Origin of the sequence: Rosenbergiella sp. YN46 (genome assembly GCF_036620675.1) — a bacterium.
Taxonomy (GTDB): Bacteria; Pseudomonadota; Gammaproteobacteria; order Enterobacterales; family Enterobacteriaceae; genus Jejubacter.
Window position 1 is genome coordinate 32352 of record NZ_JAZHEE010000011.1, and the last position, 18217, is coordinate 50568.

The 18217-nt window shown below is 54.2% G+C and carries 15 protein-coding genes; all 15 read left to right on the forward strand.

Features of this window, described 5'->3' with window-relative positions; translation table 11 throughout:
• Positions 1–42: 42 nt before the first annotated feature.
• Positions 43–948: a glycoside hydrolase family 19 protein gene (locus V3W49_RS10570; protein ID WP_500145316.1), complete on the forward strand. Its 906-nt coding sequence runs from the start codon at positions 43–45 to the stop codon at positions 946–948.
• Complete coding sequence (locus V3W49_RS10575) at positions 945–1415, forward strand: hypothetical protein (RefSeq protein WP_500145317.1); 471 nt, start codon at positions 945–947, stop codon at positions 1413–1415. Before V3W49_RS10570 ends, V3W49_RS10575 begins: the two co-directional genes overlap by 4 nt.
• An 87-nt stretch (positions 1416–1502) precedes the next feature.
• Positions 1503–2786: a glycoside hydrolase family 19 protein gene (locus V3W49_RS10580; RefSeq protein WP_500145319.1), complete on the forward strand. Its 1284-nt coding sequence runs from the start codon at positions 1503–1505 to the stop codon at positions 2784–2786.
• Positions 2787–2789: 3 nt separating this feature from the next.
• Positions 2790–3281, forward strand: coding sequence for a hypothetical protein (locus tag V3W49_RS10585; protein ID WP_500145320.1), 492 nt, complete (start codon positions 2790–2792; stop codon positions 3279–3281).
• A gap of 150 nt (positions 3282–3431) precedes the next feature.
• Positions 3432–3644 (forward strand): hypothetical protein, encoded by a 213-nt coding sequence (locus tag V3W49_RS10590; RefSeq protein ID WP_500145321.1) that lies wholly within the window; start codon positions 3432–3434, stop codon positions 3642–3644.
• Positions 3644–4360 (forward strand): hypothetical protein, encoded by a 717-nt coding sequence (locus V3W49_RS10595; protein ID WP_500145322.1) that lies wholly within the window; start codon positions 3644–3646, stop codon positions 4358–4360. Before V3W49_RS10590 ends, V3W49_RS10595 begins: the two co-directional genes overlap by 1 nt.
• 76 nt (positions 4361–4436) lie before the next feature.
• A complete protein-coding gene (locus V3W49_RS10600) occupies positions 4437–4697 on the forward strand; it encodes a PAAR domain-containing protein (RefSeq protein ID WP_500145324.1) in 261 nt (86 codons plus the stop codon).
• A gap of 2 nt (positions 4698–4699) precedes the next feature.
• Entirely contained in the window at positions 4700–5902 is a 1203-nt protein-coding gene (locus V3W49_RS10605) for a KPHS_23130 family T6SS system protein (RefSeq protein ID WP_500145325.1), read from the forward strand.
• The gene (locus V3W49_RS10610; RefSeq protein ID WP_500145327.1) at positions 5899–9324 is read left to right on the forward strand and encodes an ImcF-related family protein; all 3426 of its coding nucleotides are present in this window, start codon (positions 5899–5901) and stop codon (positions 9322–9324) included. The genes V3W49_RS10605 and V3W49_RS10610 overlap by 4 nt, the downstream gene beginning before the upstream one ends.
• Before the next feature lies 1 nt (position 9325).
• Positions 9326–10936, forward strand: a complete 1611-nt coding sequence (tssA, locus tag V3W49_RS10615) for a type VI secretion system protein TssA (protein WP_500145328.1) — start codon at positions 9326–9328, stop codon at positions 10934–10936.
• A gap of 57 nt (positions 10937–10993) precedes the next feature.
• Entirely contained in the window at positions 10994–12763 is a 1770-nt protein-coding gene (tssF, locus tag V3W49_RS10620) for a type VI secretion system baseplate subunit TssF (RefSeq protein WP_500145330.1), read from the forward strand.
• Positions 12727–13806, forward strand: coding sequence for a type VI secretion system baseplate subunit TssG (gene tssG, locus V3W49_RS10625; RefSeq protein ID WP_500145332.1), 1080 nt, complete (start codon positions 12727–12729; stop codon positions 13804–13806). Before tssF ends, tssG begins: the two co-directional genes overlap by 37 nt.
• A gap of 55 nt (positions 13807–13861) precedes the next feature.
• On the forward strand, positions 13862–14389 hold the full coding sequence (gene tssJ / locus V3W49_RS10630; protein ID WP_500145334.1) for a type VI secretion system lipoprotein TssJ: 528 nt from the start codon (positions 13862–13864) through the stop codon (positions 14387–14389).
• 4 nt (positions 14390–14393) lie between these two features.
• Positions 14394–16925, forward strand: coding sequence for a type VI secretion system Vgr family protein (locus tag V3W49_RS10635; RefSeq protein WP_500145336.1), 2532 nt, complete (start codon positions 14394–14396; stop codon positions 16923–16925).
• Positions 16925–18208 (forward strand): VRR-NUC domain-containing protein, encoded by a 1284-nt coding sequence (locus tag V3W49_RS10640; protein WP_500145338.1) that lies wholly within the window; start codon positions 16925–16927, stop codon positions 18206–18208. The genes V3W49_RS10635 and V3W49_RS10640 overlap by 1 nt, the downstream gene beginning before the upstream one ends.
• The last annotated feature ends 9 nt before the right edge of the window (positions 18209–18217 follow it).

The window sequence follows — 18217 nt, forward strand, 5'->3', positions numbered from 1 at the left end:
AGCGCGATTCATAACCCGTCTTACCGAGATGTTAAGAATAAGATGATCGTGAAACACCCCAGCGAGTGGTACCACAAAAAAGATGCTCCCATCTGGCTGCCGTTCCTGAACAATCTGACAAAAGATGCGCCGGAATGGAAAGAGTACAGTGAAGCCTATATAGAGAAGATGGTGTGGATGCAGGATGCCGGTAAGTTAAAGCTGGGGCCGATGCTGTGGCATATGCATCCGGTGATGTTTTTGGGGGCGCTGACCATTAACGATGGTGTTACATACGAACAGCTAAAGAAAGTTTTTCCAACAGCCTCTGACTCAGATATAAACACGGTTGTTCAGGAATTGCAGGGTAAACTTAAACTATTCAAGCTTGATACACCAACAAGATTGAGGCACTTCTTCTCTCAAATAAAAGGCGAAGTTGGAGGGGATATGAAAGGCGTGACAGAAAATTTTCAATTCTCTCCTGAAGCCTTGAGGTCCTTTAGTAAATATTACAGGCAGCATCCAGACGAGGCTGCAATTGATGGGTATGAAAAAAATTCAGCGAGGAAGATTATTCGCCGAGCCAATGAACAGGCAATAGGTCGTAAGCACTACTTAAGGCTAAATGGAAATAGACAAAGTAATCCTGATGATGGTTATAATTTCAGAGGGAGAGGATTGATTCAAGTAACAGGCTATGAAAAATATCATGGATTTATGGTTGATTACTCGAATTACTGGAAGGGAGAGGTTCCAGATACTGTAAATCATCCGGAGAGAATCAACGAAATGCCATACGCTATTCGAAGTGCTCTCTGGTTTTGGATGAAATATAAGCCATATAATGCTGATAAAGGTCGTGGTCTTTCTGACGTGGCCGACGTTACTCGTGTAGTAAATGGTGGCCAGATGGGGCTTAAAGATCGCGAAAGTGCGTATAAAGTATGCGAGGATGTGTTTTTATGAAGAAATCGATATTCCTTTTAGCGGCGTTAATGACATTACATGTTTATGCTGATGAATGTGCCAATAATGAAATTTTAATTGCATCCTGCACGCTTTCAGGGAAAGTGACGCGCGTGGCGAAATTTTGCGCAGATCCTCAAAGCGATACCATCAAATACACCTTCAAAAAGGGAGGTGCATCAGAACTAACTGTTGATTTTAATTCTCACAATAAATTAAAAAGATGGGTTGATTTGGGAACGTATACAACATATTTAGGTTTCAGCCGAGGTGAGTATTCCTATGTTCTAAGTGTTCCAGAGGAGAGGCTGGGAGCTGTTGCACAATTAGATGTGAAAAAAAACAATAAAATCATCAGTTCAAAACAATGCGATTCCAATTCATTTGGCGAGGAAGGTGTTAAAATAAATAGTATTGAAGATGTACAGGATAGTTCAGTGAGGGGTAATGGGTTTAAATTCCCTTAATAGTTAAAATTTATGGTTTTTTTATGATGTATATCATTTTTACCTTTTTATCGATAATCATTAGGGCGGCTACACAATCAATATTGAATGGGCCAATTCTGGTTTTTGCCCTATGCCAACGGCTACGTGCCGAAAAGTAACGCCGCAGTGGAAACGCTGTCGCAGTACGATCTGGAAAAGCTGGGGTTCACCACCATCGTGGACGAGGCACCGAGCTTTGACCATCTGGATGGAAAAACGCCGCCGAAAGGTCTGGTTCGCAAGGTTCTTGACTGGCTTTATCACTCATCCAGTAAAGATACGCGCGTTACGCATCGTGCTGTTCCGCACAATTATCAACGGCTGCTAAACCGGATTGACAGCGGCATAAGCCCTTATTCGAACCAGGAGTATCTGAGCGCGATTCATAACCCGTCTTACCGTGATGTTAAGAACAGGATGATCGTGAAGCATCCCAGTGAGTGGTATCACAAAAAGGATACGTCGATTTGGCAGTCGTTTTTGAACATACTGACGAATGATGCGCCGGAGTGGAAAGAGTATTGTGAAGCCTATCTTGAGAAGATGGTGTGGATGCAGGATGCCGGTAAGTTAAAGCTGGGGCCGATGCTGTGGCATATGCATCCGGTGATGTTTTTGGGGGCAATTAAAGCTGCCGATCATGGATGCATAACATTAGAAATGGTAGTGGCAGCAAACTTAGGGGCAAATGAAGCACAATGTAAGAAAGTACTTCCTTATTTGAATAAATATGCAAATGCTTATGGCATGCAAGATAAAAGAGAAATTGCTCACTTTTTATCTCAAATAGGTCATGAAAGTGGTTTTGCCATAACGGAAGAAAATCTTAACTATAGCGGAAAAGGTATGAGGAGGATCTTTGGTTGTAAAAAAGGTCCCAAACACTATAACAAAGTAAATGATGACTGTGATTTAGGACGTTTAAGAGGAAAATTATGGACACATGAGTCGTCATATGCTCATCACCCTGAGAATTTGGCCAATTATGTTTATGCGGGACGTATGGGTAATGATGATGAATCATCTGGGGATGGGTATAAGTATCGTGGTCGCGGTATGATTCAGTTGACTGGTAAAGATGGATATCGATATTTCACAAATATGCACAACAAAAGAAATCCGTCGGATAGGCAGGATTTTGTAGCCTCCCCGGACTTGGTCATATCGAGTGTAGAGTACGGTGTCGAGTCGGCTTTCTCTTTTTGGGTAAGTAAAGGATTAAATGTATCGGCTAAAAGCCTAAGTGTTTATGATGTCACATACAAAGTAAATGGTGGATATAATGGATATGATGATCGCCGAGTTAGGTTTAACAAGGTTGCAGAATTGCTGAATATTAGTAAGGACTAATGTATGTTTTCTAAGATACTATGCAGTTTCTTGTTTGTATTCTGTTCCTTTCCTTCATATGGACAGAACGAGGTAGTTCAGGGGCCGTTTAAAATTGATGATGAAAAAGTAATTTACTTTCAGAGGGAACCAAATCCTGATTTCCCCCTTGGGTTGTACTATGAATCCGGAACAAAAAAAACTCAAGTCGATAAATATGAAGTTGATGGGGATGTTCCAAATATTGATACAGTGTTTTTTATGAAGATTCATAATGTTAAGAACGTTATCGTTTTAATATCCTGGCACCAGTTGCACCAAGCTGAATCCATCAATGGGAATACCTATCAAGTCTATGCTTATAAATACAGTGATAATTCATTGTTTCCAAATTATATAATCACAAAAGATCCGGCGTTAAATGGTATGGATGGTGAGTTTAATGGTAATGACATGCGCTTTAAATATAAAGATGCTGCTTCTATAAAACAGTATATTATAAATAAATATGAATGATTTTCTTGGTTATCGTTTGCGTCTGTTTAAAATAGATGATGATAATTTGGGTGGTGATTACAGGGTAAAACTTGGAAGAAGAATTACCAACACTTTTCTCAATATGCTGGAATCGATTGTGTTAGCAATTCTGATTTAGTTGCATCAGTAATGGTTAATGCGATTAAAGCATCTTGTTGGTTTTGGCGGAACAATGGTGGTGTTCATAAAAAATATAATGCCAAGGGCGATATTAACATACTAATCGATAATGAGAAGAATAATGTAGAGTTAGTTACTCTTGCCGTCAACGGCGGGCAAAATGGCTTAGATGAAAGAAAGTCATATTTCGAGTCAATTAAAAATGAATGGGGCTTAAAATAATGAAACTAAATAAATTTAGTTTGATAGCCTTGCTGAGCCTTTCAACTTTCAGTGTGCTTGCTAACTCAGCAGGAAGAGTACCTACAACATACGATGGACTGGCCTTGCCTGAGGCTGCGAAGGATTTTGTATCTAAAGGTTACTCAAATGTTTCCGTGAACCTTTTGAATAATACTAAATATCTATATCTGAGTAGCGAGAGCGATGTCAATAAATGCTCAGTGGTTTTTAAGGTGAATAATAACCGTATAGAAAATACGCCGTCTGCGGGCGCGGATGGGAAACTCTGTAATATAACGAAAAATGATGGGCGCGTAATTAGCTCCAGAAGGGTTCAAGGCGTTTGGTTCAATGATGTTTATCGTGTTTCCTCTGATGATGAGTGGTCATTGCTTTTTACAGATTCTTGTGCCGATTGCCAGCAAGTAAAAAGAATACACTATAAAAATGGCGCTAAAGATTATGAGGAGTTAATGACTGGAGGTGACGATTCTAAAAATAGAAAGCCATTAAATGGTGGCATCTCTGTTGATAAAGCATATTTATATTCCGCTCCTGATGAATCAAAAAAAACGAAAGCGTATCTAATTAAAGGGGATGCCTTCTCACTTGTTGATATGTCTGAGGAGGGCTCCTTTTATAAGATTAATTACAAACCAGCCAGCGGGAAGAGTAAGGTGTATTGGGTCAAATCTGATGATTTCGATCTTAAATGACCATGGGTTAAGACGCAGTGGGTATTATCTGCGTGAGGTTGTGAAAATTAATCGTTGAGTAAAAATTGGAGCGGAAATGCTAAAGATTATTCGTAAAGGGGATAGAACGACCCACGGTGGTTCGGTCTTAACGGCCTCGGCCACCATGAAATTTGGCGGTATTGGCGTTGCCCGTAAGGGGGATAAAGTCTCCTGCCCTGCGCATGGGAATACCACCATTGTTGAGGGGAATCCCAATTATCTTGACGAAGACGGCCTTCCTGTGGCTTTCGAAGGCCATAAATGTGGCTGTGGCTGTACGCTCATCAGTTCGTTTTCTGCGGCAAAGGTTGGCTGACAATGCCGATTTATCTGGATGAAGTCCCTGATAGCGTCGACCGCCTTTCACGCCCGGTGACGTTACGTTGGGTGATTTTTCTGGTTGTCATCATGCTGGCCGGTGTGGTGCTGACCCTGTGGCAATGGACCGGAGAGCGGCGCGGGGTTTCATTCTGGTTTACAGCGCTGGGTCTGCCCTTTTGCCTGTGGGGCATACTGGCTGTCTTTCGTCATATCGGGTACCGGCTCGAACTCAATGGGGAAGCGGGCTGGAACGATGAATGTGATGACCTGGAAGAGACCGAAATCTCACGTGGAAAGCGTTTTGCCTGGATTCTGGACACCTGGTTACAGACCCCGGCCGGGCGGGGAACGGGAAGTCTTGGCGCGGCAATGGCACAGGGCTTTCCGCTCCTGAAAACCGCTATACCACGTGCCGGTGGCCAGCCCGTCAGGCACGCCCGGATAACGGATTTTGATTCCGACCCGAATGCCCTGGTAAAAGCCATCGAAAAAGCCGTATTCCGTATAAACAAAACACTGGCGTGCCTGCCTGAAACATTGCCGTGCTGGCTGATGTTTGACTGTGATGCCGCACTTTCGGCGGAAGAAGAAGACGAACTGTTGCGACGGGTCATGAATCAATCCGAAAGGGAGCTCCGTCAGATACCGGGGCAGGGCATGAGTGCGCTGGATTACTGGCTGGATCACCGCTGGGCCAAACCGTCCGCGCTGGTTATCCTGACCCTCTCTCTGCGGCCCTCACCGCAGGAAAATGATGCGGAAGCGATAGCCCTGATGGTGCTGTGTAACCGGAAGAGCCATCAGTATCCGGATGCGGTCAGGCTGCACCGTCCGCAACAGAGCAGCCCGGAAACGCTGACACACAATATGGCACATGCGCTTCGCTGGGCTGAGTTATCCCCTGACGCGATTAAAGGCATCTGGATAACCGGCGAAGCGGTCACCGGGCGACCCGGTCTGAATCAATCCTGTGAAGACAATAAATTAACACTCAGCCTGACGGACGGTATAAAAAGTATCGATGCCACGCTCGGGTATGCCGGCCAGGCATCGCCGTGGATAGCGGTGGCGCTGGCGGCGGGTGTGGTGCCGGAGCTGGGGGCGCAACTGGTTGCCGTACAACCGGCCCCCGGGCGTGACGATATCTGGCTGACGGCAGTGACGGCAGAAGAACCACAAAAGGACGTTATCAGGGAATGAGCAGCGATAAAAAAGAAAAGACTAAAAACAAATCCAAATCCTTGCTGGGGCTCGCTGTTCTGGCGCTGATTCTGGTTTCCGTGATGATTGTTTTTGCGCTGACAACCGGTGGCGATTTTGTTGCCAGGACCTTTGGTCTCGGTCCGTATCCGGTTGAGCGGATTGTGACAATCTGCGCAGTAGTCAGCGTGCTTCTGCTGACGGTTATCTGGGGGCTGGAGAAACTCTTCTTCATCGCCGGAAGAAAAGGGGCGAGGCGCACCTGGGGGCGCAACAAACGGGCTTCCGCCACGCTCCCTGAGAATGATGCGGCGAATACTTTCGTTGACGAAAAAGAGCGTGCAGAGAAAAGTTTCAGTGCAGAAGCCCTGATCGATCACCTGCATCTGCGCTACCGCCGTCGCTGGAAGGCAAAGGTCCGGCTGCTGCTGGTGCAGGGCAGCGATAAAGACATCGAAAAGGTGGTGCCGGGCCTTAAGCGGGACCACTGGCAGGAAAGTGATGGGATTGTGCTGTTCCACGGAGGTCTGCCAGACAGCGTACCGGATGACGAATTCCTGTCGGTGCTGAAAGCGGTTCGCCCACAGCGTCCGCTGGACGGGGTGGTCCAGGTGATGAATGCAGGCGTTCTCCCGGATCCAGCAAAACAGGACACCCTGGTCCGTGTTCGCCAGAAAACCGATGCCCTGCTGGGCTGGCAACTGCCGGTCTGGCTGTGGATCGTTCGGGAAGGCGCATGGGCGCATGATGGTAAAGGGGCTCCACCAACGGGGGCTCTGTTTGGCCCGGGCGTTACATCCGAAGAGGCCCGCACAACGCTTGCGGCGCTGTCGTCAGAATTGCAGGAGGCCGGTGTGGCCGCACTGCTTGAGGATTCGCAGCACCACTGGCTGTTAAGCCTTTCAGATGCGCTGCGTGGCCGTCTTCGACAGTCTCTGCTCCCGTTACTCAATACGCTGATGTCGGGTCCGGCGCCTTATCGCCTGCGTGGTGTGATGTTCAGCCCGGCGTTGTCGGGCGCGGCGACGGTCCCGCATGCACGGCTGTCACCGCCGGTCTGGCAGGCGCTGGAAACGGACAGCCTGCAGGTGCAGGCCCGTAGAATCGGCATCCACTGGCAGAAGATCTTACGCCTGGCGCTGCTGGGTATCGCACTACTGTGGGGCGCCGGCACACTGCTGTCGCTCTGCGTTAACCACACTCAAATCTGGCTTGCCCGGGATACGGCGCGCATTGCCGCTGATACCCGGCAGCCGCTACCTGAACGCCTGCGTAACCAGCTGGCCCTGCAGCAGACCATTGCCCGGCTACAGGAGCGGGAAGCGCATGGCGCGCCCTGGTACACCCGCTTTGGTCTTAACCAGGATGGCGATACGCTGCGGATGCTCTGGCCCCTGTATGCCCGCAATTACCAGCAACTGATGCGCGATCCGCTGACCAATGAACTTCAGCGTCAGTTGAACGCCTTTGTGCAGCTTCCGCCGGACAGTGCGGCCAGAGCGAGCGCCACGCAACGCACTTACAATCTGCTCAAGGGCTACCTGATGCTGGCCCGTCCGGATAAAGCGGATGCGCCATGGTTTGCTGATAACATGCTGAAAGCCTGGCCAGCACGCGCAGGCGTGGCGGCCAGTGCATGGCAAACCACTGCGCCGAAACTGCTGGGCTTCTGGGCTCAGAACCTGCCTGCACACCCGGAATGGAAGATCAAACCTGATGCGCAACTGGTCGGTACGGTACGTCAGATCCTGCTCAAGCAGATTGGTCAGCGTAATGCTGAATCCGGGCTGTATCAGGAGATGCTGGGACGTATTGCCCGCAACTGGCCCGATCTGACACTGGCGGACATGACCGGCGATACGGATGCTTCGTCGCTGTTTTCATCCGAAGAAGTGGTGCCGGGGATGTTCACCCGTCAGGCCTGGGAAGAGCAGGTGCAGGATGCCATTGATGAGGTGGTGAAGACCCGCCGTGATGAAATTGACTGGGTGCTGACCGACAAGACCCATCAGCCGGCAAGTGATATCTCACCGGAAGCGCTGAAGCAGCGTCTGACAGAGCGTTACTTCACCGATTTTGGTAACGCCTGGCTGAACATGGCTAACAGTATTCAGTGGCACGAAGCAGCTTCGCTTTCGGAAGCGATTGCCCAGTTGAACCTGCTGGCGGATGTGCGCCAGTCGCCGCTGGTGGCGCTGATGAACACGCTGGCCTGGCAGGGGCAGACCGGTGCCAAAGGGGAGGCGCTTGCCGATTCTCTGGTGGATTCAGCCAAAAAACTGGTGGGGCGCAAGAAGAACGCGAAACAGTTCATCGAGCAGGCACAGGGACCAAAAGGGCCGCTGGATGGCGTGTTCGGGCCGCTCACCAGTCTGATGGCCGGTAAGGACGGCACTGGTAGCAACGGTAACCTCAGCTTTCAGTCCTGGCTGGCCCGTGTGACCCAGGTGCGCCTCAAACTCCAGCAGGTGACCAGCGCACCGGATCCGCAGGCGATGGCGCAGCTGCTGGCCCAGACCGTCTTCCAGGGCAAAGCCATTGATCTGACCGATACCCGTGACTACGGCAGTCTGGTGGCAGCAAGCCTTGGGCAGGAGTGGAACGGTTTTGGTCAGGCGCTGTTTGTGCAGCCGCTTGACCTGGCCTGGCGACAGGTGCTGGCCCCGGCGGCGGGTAGCCTCAACGCCCGCTGGCAGAGTACCATCGTCTCGCAGTGGAATACCGCCTTTGCCGGACGGTATCCGTTTAAGGCGACCGGCAGCGATGCCTCACTGCCGCTACTGGCGCAGTTCCTGCGCAACGACTCCGGTCGCATTGCCGCGTTTATTAAAACCAACCTCGGTGGGATGCTGCATCAGGAAGGCAGTCGCTGGGTGGTGGATCCTGCGGCCAGCCAGGGAATGAGCATCAGTCCTGCGTTTCTTGCCGCTATCAATAAGCTGGCTGATATATCGGATATCATCTTTGCCCAGGGCGATGCCGGCGTGCACTTTGAACTGATGGCGCGCCCGTCGCGTGATGTGGCGCGCATGCAACTGACGATGGATGGTCAGAAACTCGATTACTTTAACCAGATGGAAAGCTGGCAGAGCTTTACCTGGCCGGGGAATACTTACTATCCGGGTGTGGACCTGAGCTGGCGTAGCAACACGGCGGAAATGCGCCTCTATGCGCACAATCAGGGGAACTGGGGGTTCATTCGTCTGCTCGATAAAGCACTGCTCACGCCGCTCGACAGCAGCCGCACTCAGTTAGTGTGGATCACCCCGGACGGCAATCCGCTGAAATTTATCCTACGCAGCGAGCTGGGTGATGGCCCGCTGGCGCTGCTGAAACTGCAGGGTTTCCGCTTACCGGAATCCATCTTCCAGGTAAGTGCTGATGCCGTGAATAACACGCTGACAGCCACGGAGGGGCAATAAGATGGCGACTGCACAAGCGCTGCTGGAACTGTGTGTACCTGATGATGAGCAGCAGTCAGCGCTGCTCGCTCGTCAGCAGAACAGCCTGTCACAATGGGATAACTGGCTCAAACCTTTAGCGGATGGTGACGGGGCGGGAGAAGATCCGGCTTATGACGATGACTTCCAGTTGATGCGCGAGGAAATCAATAAACTTTCTGGCACTGACCCAGAAAAGCTTTGCCAGCTGGCTGAAAATATCTTCTGTCATACCGCCCGGGATTTAAGGGTGGCTACCTGGTATATTTTTGCCCGTCTGCAACTGCAGGGAGAAACCGGGCTGTATGAGGGCCTGCAACTGCTGGCCGCCATGCTAAGCCGCTACGGTGAGCAATGTCATCCGCGCCGTCCGAATGCACGCAAGTCCGCGCTTGAGTGGCTGAACAGCACAAAGATGCAGGACGCGCTTTCACTGTGGCCGGATGCCAGCCGCGATCAGACCTCACAGACGGCAGCCATGCTGAGTTTGCTGGATACCCAACTGGAAAGCTGGCCGGAAGGGGAACGGCCTTCTCTTGACGGTCTATCCCGCGCGCTGGAAATCCGTCTGGCAGGCTCCGGTGGGTTGGATGGCTTAACGCCGCAAAGCGTGAGTACCGCCGAAAGTACGCCTGTTTCAACGGTCAGGCAGTCCGTCCCGGACATCGTTGTTAAGTCCGAGAGTGAATTTTTAAGTCAGTCGAAAGTGCTCTCCCGCTGGCTGGCCGATCAGCCCGATGGCTGGCTGGCGTCGCACCGGCTGATGAAAGCCGTTCGCTGGGATACGGTGGGGCAAATTCCGGCGCTGGATGCCAGCGGCCGCACCCGCCTTTCCCCTCCCAAACCGGATTATCGCGCTCAGCTTAAACGCTTGTATCTGCAGCAGAACTGGACGGAGCTGGTGGAGCAGGCCAGCGCCATGTTCTGCGAAGGCGGCAACCGCTTCTGGCTCGACCTGCAGTGGTATCTCTGGCAGGGACTGAGCCGCGCCGGACAACCCTGGGATGGCTGGGCTGACTACATCCTCAGCGATCTGAAGCTGCTGCTGGCCCGTCTGCATGGTCTTGAGCAGCTCTCCTGGAGCGACGGCACGCCATTTGCCGATGAGGTGACGCAGAACTGGATTGCCGAAAAGGTGAACGACGATATATCGGAATTTGGCAATGAACCCGCCGTGGTTGCCGCAGGAGGACAAACGGATGACATTCTTGCGCTGGAAGCCGAAGCGATGGAAAAGGGGGACAACGACGGTCCGGAAGCCGCGCTGGCCTGGCTTCAGACTCGCCCGGGTATGGATTCTCCCCGTAGTCGCTGGCTGCAGCGTCTGTTGATGGCCAGAGTCGCTGAACAGTTTGGGCGTAATGAAATGGCGCTCCACCTGCTGGGGGAACTCACAAACAGCGCGCCACGGTTGACGCTCAATGACTGGGAACCCGCGCTGTTGTTTGAAGCGCAGGCCCGGAGACTGAAGCTGTTACGCCTTAAAGCTGGCCGCAGCGAAAGCGATAAAAATCGCCTCGCCCCTGAAATGGATGAGCTGCTGGCTGGCCTGATTGCCATCGATCCCGCCCGGGCGATGGTGTTATGTGGCTGAAAATGCCGCATATGATTTTTTCTTTTTTGACTACCACGACATTCAGGAAACCCGTGCATGGATGATTTAACCCTGCGCTATTATGAAGCAGAGATGCGCTACCTGCGCGAAGCAGGTAAAGAATTCGCCCGCGCTCATCCCGACCGCGCTGCCATGCTTAATCTGGATAAATCCGGTGCCCGCGATCCGTACGTCGAGCGCCTGTTTGAGGGCTTTGCCTTCCTGATGGGGCGTCTGCGTGAAAAGCTCGACGACGACCTGCCGGAACTGACCGAAGGGCTGGTCAGCCTGCTGTGGCCGCACTATATGCGTACCATTCCGTCGCTCTCCGTGGTGGCTTTCACACCTGACTGGCGTCAGTTGCGTAAAATGGAGGTGCTGGAAGAGGGCTTCTCTGTGCTGTCCCGCCCGGTTGGGCCGGAGAATACCGTGTGTCAGTACCGTACCACTCGCGAGGTTCCGCTGCAGCCCCTGAATCTGGCGGACGCTCGTCTGCAGACCGAGCCGGATGGTCGTGCTGCGATCCGCCTGCGTTTTGAATGCCCGGATAAAGTGGACTGGTCTAAAGCCGGTATTGATAAGGTGGCCATCTACCTCGACGCTGACAGCCCGGTGGCTTCGGCCCTGCATCTGGCGCTGACCCGACGGGTTCACGCCATGTACGCCCGCCATAGCGAAACCCGCACCGAACGGGTACGCTTTGACGGCTGGTGTAAGCCGATGGGCTTTGACGATACTGACCGTCTGTGGCCAAAAGGGGATTCCGCGTTCAGTGGCTATCAGCTGCTGCTGGAATATTTCAGCTTCCGCCAGAAGTTCATGTTTGTGGAGCTCCGGGGCCTGGAGCTGACCGGTCTCAGTGTCAGAAACACCTGGTTTGAAACCGATATCGTACTGGACGGTGGCTGGCCGTCGGACCTGCCGTTTGAGACGGAAAACTTCCGTTTGCACTGCGCCCCGGTGATAAATCTGTTCCCGCTGGAAGCCGACCCGCTGACGCCGGACCCGCTGCAAAACGAATACCTGTTGCGTCCGATGCGCGTTCAGGATGGTCATACCGAAATCTACAGCGTGGACGATATCCACGGGGCAGTAAAAAACGGCAAACATCCGTACGTGCCCTTTACCAGTTTCCGCCATCGCGGCGGCATGATGCGCCATGATGCGCCGGAGCGTTACTTCCATACCCGGGTGAAGCGTGGTCCCTCCGGGCTGTATGACACCTGGCTAATCCTCGGCGGTAAATCCTTCGAACAGGAACAGTTGTCACAAACCCCGGAGTCGCTCTCTATCCGTATCACCGGCACTAACGGTCAACTGCCGCGTCGGTCGCTGGAAAGCACGCTGCTGGATCGGGTGGTAAAGGCGGGCAAGGTACCGGTGAAGGTGATGAACCTGAAGGCGCCGACGCTGCCACTCTATCCGCCAGCCAGTGACCGCTTCCACTGGCGGGTGATGAGCCATCTGGGGTCTAATTTCCTCAGCATGATGGACAATCCGGAGGTGCTGCGCGGGACGCTGGCGCTGTATGACTGGACCGATGACGAGATGAACCGTCGTCGTCTGGAGGCGATTGTGGCGGTGAAACATACGCTTATCCGCCGCTTTGAACGAGGCTTTATGCTGCGTGGGGTGGATATCGAAGTCACGCTGAACGCCGACAACTTTGCCGGGGAAGGGGATGTCACCCTGTTCGGTGAAATGCTGCACCGCTTCTTTGCACTCTATGCCGATGTGCACCTTTTCAACCAGCTGACGCTGGTACTGCAACCGACAGGGAAACGACTGCGATGGAAAGAGAATCACAGCCAGCACATTCCGGGCTGACCGAGGCGCTTCGTGATGATATCTGGCGGGTGAATTTCTATCGCTTCTGCCAGTTACTTGAACAGGAAACCCCGGATGCGCCACCGCTTGGCAGTACCGATAAACTCAGCAATGATCCGGTACGCTTTCGTCCGTGGCCGGGGATGGGATTCCCGGCCAGCGAACTGAAGGTTGTTGAAACCGATGAGGATTATCCGGACCTGGCGCCGACAGTGCGCACCACGTTCCTCGGGATGTACGGTGTGGATTCCCCGCTGCCGACGGCGCTGTTGGATGATATTGCCCAGCAGCGGGAGGGGTATGAGGCGACCTCCGCATTCCTCGACATCTTCAGCCACCGCATTCTGACCCAGTATTATCGTATCTGGCGCAAGTACGCTTATCCGGTGACCTTTGAAGCCGGTGGTACGGATGATATCTCACAGTGCCTGCTGGGCCTGGTGGGGCTCGGTATTCCGGGCACGGCAGAGCAGGTGGCCACGCCGTCCTCCCGTTTTCTGGCGCTGCTCGGCACCCTGAGGATGCCGACCCGTAATGCAGAAGGGCTCCGTCAACTGGTCAGCCTGCTGGCGCCGGAGACCCGGGCCACCATCATCAGTCCGGACCCGGTCACGGTGCCGGTAACCAGTCGCAGCGGGCTCGGCAAGGGTAATCGTGTATCGCTGTCACAGCGGGCCACGCTCGGCAGAACCGGAAAAGAGGCCTGCAGCCGTATCCTGCTGATGCTCGCAACGGACAGCCCTGCGGAAGCCGAAGGCTGGCTGCCGGGCGGCCAGATACATACCGACCTGATGGTGCTGCTGCGGGTGTATATGGGTTACCGCTCCGATATCAGGGTGCGTCTCACGGTACCCGTGACCTGCCTGCCAGAGCCGCGTCTGGGTAAGGCCCGTCGGGTTCAGCTCGGACGCACCGGGGTGCTCGGCCTGAAACGCGATAAGCCCGCGAAACGCACCCACCTGACGGTCAGCCTGGGCGCGTATGAAGGGCTCTCCTGTAGCGCAAAACCTCCGGCACAGCCCGGTGGCTACCGCTTTGACTGATGCTCCCCTACTGACCCCAAACCATTTTGTTGTGAAGTCTGAAAAGGATCTCCGAATGACATTCGCTTTCCTGCAACGTTGCACATCCCTGATGCTGTTTACTGCTCTGCTGACCGGCTGTGGCCTGACCCAGTCCGTGTCAGACGGCGCGGTCAGCATGACCAGAGCCATTTTCTACAAAAAAATAAAGGTGCTACATCTGGACTTTGAACCACGTGCCGCCGCTAATGCCGATGAGGGCCAGGTTCCGCTTGCCACCATGGTGCAGGTGTACCAGCTTAAAGACCGCCAGAAGGTGGACGCCGCCGACTACCAGAAACTGCTGCGCGATGCGGACACGACCCTGAAAGAAGACATGGTGGCCAGCAAGTCGCTGCTGGTGATGCCCAAAGGCAGCGTAACCCTCAATATGCCAATGGACGAGGACGCAAAATATGTTGCGGTGGTGGGGCTGTTCAATCGCCCGGACATCCGTGACAACACCTGGCGCCTGGTGCTGAGCCGGGATGATCTCGATCCGGATAAGCCGCGCACCATCCAGCTGAACAGCACCGGACTAACCCTGGTCCCTGTGAAGGAGTAACGCTATGGATAGCCTGCAGGACAACTGGCTGGCCCTGTTTGACGGACAGACCCGCTACACGCTTGAAATTAATGACAGCCCGCTGAAGCCGGATGTGCTCAATTTTCACGGACGGGAAGCGCTGAATGAACCGTTCGAATGGAACATTGCGTTCACCACGGCGCAGCAGGGTATCACCCGCCAGGATGCGATGCTCAGGTATGCCACCCTGTCGATGCGCTCCGGACGTGTGGTGCAGGGCGTCATCACCGGTTTTACCTGGCTGAAGGAGACGGCGGACCAGACCCACTACGCGGTGACGCTCTCCTCGCGTCTGGCGCTGCTCGCCCACACCCGCCGCTGTGCGGTCTGGCAGAATGTTTCCGTACCGGAGCTGGTGGAGCGGGTTCTGCGCAGTCATGGGCTGGAGGGGGCGGATTTTGAGTTCCGGCTGGAGAGGCACTATCCGCAGCGTGAACTGATTACCCAGTGGCGGGAAACCGACCTGCAGTTTATTCAGCGCATTCTTTCTGAAGTGGGCATCTGGTTCCGGACCGGGGTGAACACCACTACCGGGCTGGATACGGTGACTTTCGCCGACAGTCAGTTGCAGTATCAGTTTGACGTACGGCTTCCGTACCGGGAGCCTTCCGCACTGTATGACGGCGCGGTCGAGGCCGCGTGGGATGCGCGGGTCTGGCATAACACCGTCACCGGCAGCGTGACCACCCGGGATTACAATTACCGCACCGCCAGCACACCGATGGATGCGCGCGGTCGCGTCAGAAACGAGACGGCGACCACCGGCGAGCACTACCGCTACCTGACGCCTTACCGTGAAGCGGGCGACGACACCCCCTCCGAACCGGAAACGGAAAGCGGGGCGTTTTATGCCCGTATCCATCACGAGCGCGAGCTGAACAATGCCATCCGTCTGCATCTGTTCAGTAACGCCAGTCACCTGACGCCGGGCATGGTGCTGGAGACCGGTGGCCGTGAGGTGCCGGAGCTGAAAGAGGGGATGGTCATCACCCTTGCCACCTTCCGCGCGGCTCGCGATACCCGCCTGCATGTGTCGGTGTGGGGGATGCCCTACAGCGAACAATTCTGCTTCCGGCCGAAAACGACGCCGCGCCCGGCCATTGCCGGGACGCTGATGGCGCGGGTGGAAAGCGAAGAGAAGAATGACCCTTATGCGCATCTGGACGACACCGGTCGCTACCGGGTGAAGCTGGACTTCAGCCGCGAGGATGCGGAGCCGGGCTACAGCTATCTGTGGATACGTCAGGCGAAGCCGTATGCCGGTGAAACGTACGGCTGGCACACGCCGCTCATCGACGGCACCGAAGTGGGTATTGCTTTTGACGGTGGCGACCCGGACCGGCCGTATATCGCCCGTGCCTTTCACGATTCAGAGCATCAGGACGTGGTGACCCGGGACAACCGCAGCCAGAACGTTCTGCGCACGGCAGGGCGCAATGAACTGCGGATGGAAGACCGGCGTCAGGCAGAGCATATTGCGCTGAGTACGCCGTTCGGCGCCACGGCCCTGAATCAGGGGCATATCGTGGATGCACAAAATGAAGCGCGCGGCACCGGGTTTGAGCTGCGCACCGACGAGTTCGGGGTTATCCGCGTGGCAAAAGGGCTGCTCATTACAGCAGATGGTCAGGCGAAGGCTGAAGGCGACGTGCTGAGCATGGATGAAGCCCTGAGAGAAATTGAGGCGGGGCATCAGCGGCTGGCCCTGCTGGCGGATGCAGAGCGCCAGGCGCTGGCGCTGGAAGCGGATGTGGCCAGTCAGACAGCGATGTTCAGTGAGCGCCTGAAGCCGCTGAACGAGGTGGTTCACTTCACCGCGCCTGAAGGCATGGCGTTTACCAGCGATGAACACCTGCAGATGGCGGCGACGGACAATATCGCCATCAATGCCGGCGGAGACATCAGTACCGGCTCGCTGGGGAATACGGCCCTGCTGGCAGGGCTGAGCCTCGGGCTGTTTGCACAGAGTGGCAAACTGAGCCTGATTTCCGACCAGGGGCCGGTACAGGTGCAGGCGCAGAACGGCGCCCTGAATATGAGTGCGGCGCAGAAACTGAGCATCAGCAGTATGAGCGACATGCTGTTTGCCGGTAAGAAGAAAGTGACGCTGATAGGCGGTGGCAGCTATGTGAAGATAGAGGCGGGGGGGATTGAGTACGGCACGCCGCATACGTACATCCGTAATGTCAAGCGTACGCTCAAGCTTCGTGCGGCCGATCAGGCGATGGCATTTCCCCTCATGGGGACATCACATATCTATTCTGCTGTTTATCAACTCCAGGATGAACAGGGAAGACTGCTTGCCGGAATGCCTTATCGCCTGACAACGCCGTCCGGTCAGGAGGTTACCGGATTCAGTGATACCAAAGGCCGGACCGTTGCGGTTTATACCCGTGAGCAGGAAGCCGTGGATCTGCACATTGTACAGGATAAACCTCAGCCAGAAGAAACACTGTGGTTCATTGGTAGTGAAGATCAACAGCAACTGATAACTGAATTCAGGGAGAGCGTGTAATGGCGCTGCCAGATTTACCCGATACGCCGGGCGCGGATATTCCCACCGGGACCAACAATCAGCTGTGGGACTGCACAACAACCGGTGTTGAAATGGTGGAAAAACAGTCGCGTCTGCCAACGAGCGATAACCGACAATACCTGCATATCAAGGTGGAATACGCGATGCGATTTCCCCGGCTGTCGGCAGAGATACGTCGTGGCGGGAAAAGCTATCAGATGAGCCTCAAGCAACTGATGCTGAGCGGGCTTATCCGGGTGGATGAAATTGCCCGTGATTACCGGTGGTGGTACAAAGCTGAAGTCCCGTTTGATATGCGAACCACACCACCGCGTCCGTTTCTCAGTAGCTCGTTGCTGGGTGAAGGCGCTGGCAGACGACATACCACTAATCCCTTCCCGGTACCAGGAAAGGGGATTTACCGCCGCCCGGATATCATCATCGTCAGGAACAAAGAGGATCGCTGGCCGGGCCTGGCGGGGCCGGATGCAGAAGGTCAGATGCACGCTGATAATCTGGAGCGCCTTGTGGAGGTGAAGTTTCCGGGAGATACACTGAAAGAAGATCAATACGATGAATATATGTTTATTGTCGGGGAACGTCCTAATCGTATGACCATTCTGGAGGTCCATGACTGCCGCCCTGAAGAGCAGCAGTGGGTTGATCAGGTGGTGAACGTGACGATGAAAGCCTGGAAAACCAGCGGGGCGAAATACTGGCCATTGTTCCTTTATCCGCCCATTTTCACCCCAGGTCCACCGGCAACCCCGGAGCCTGCGAAAGTTGAACCCTGGACGTATGCCGGGAAGGCCGTGGCTGACCTCAGTGAAGGGGTAATTAACAATGTGGCGGCTGGCTGGCATGCGCTGTCAGAAGCGATGCAGCAGGAGCTTGACCGGGTTGCGGGCTGGCTGAATGACAGCGGTGAATGGGTCTACTCTCAGGGGCATCAGGCGTGGCAATGGGTCAGCAACACGGGGCGCAGCGCAGCGTCGTGGACAAATGAGCAGCTAAGGTCAGCCTGGTCTGCCATCCAGAAAGCAACCGATATGACGCTGGAGATGCTGAAGCAGGTTGACTGGGTGCAGGTACTGACGGATGTGGCGGTTACCGTCGGCGTGGTGCTTGTTGTGGTCGGTGTGGGGGCTCTGGTGGTGACGCTGGGTATACCGGAAGCGCTGCTTGCGGCGTTTTTACTGATAATTCGTCTGGCAATCACCGCGTGGGAAGCGCTGGCAGCCGTCCTGGGTGCCGGAACCGCAGGTGTGCTGGCAACCCAATAAGGAATGATA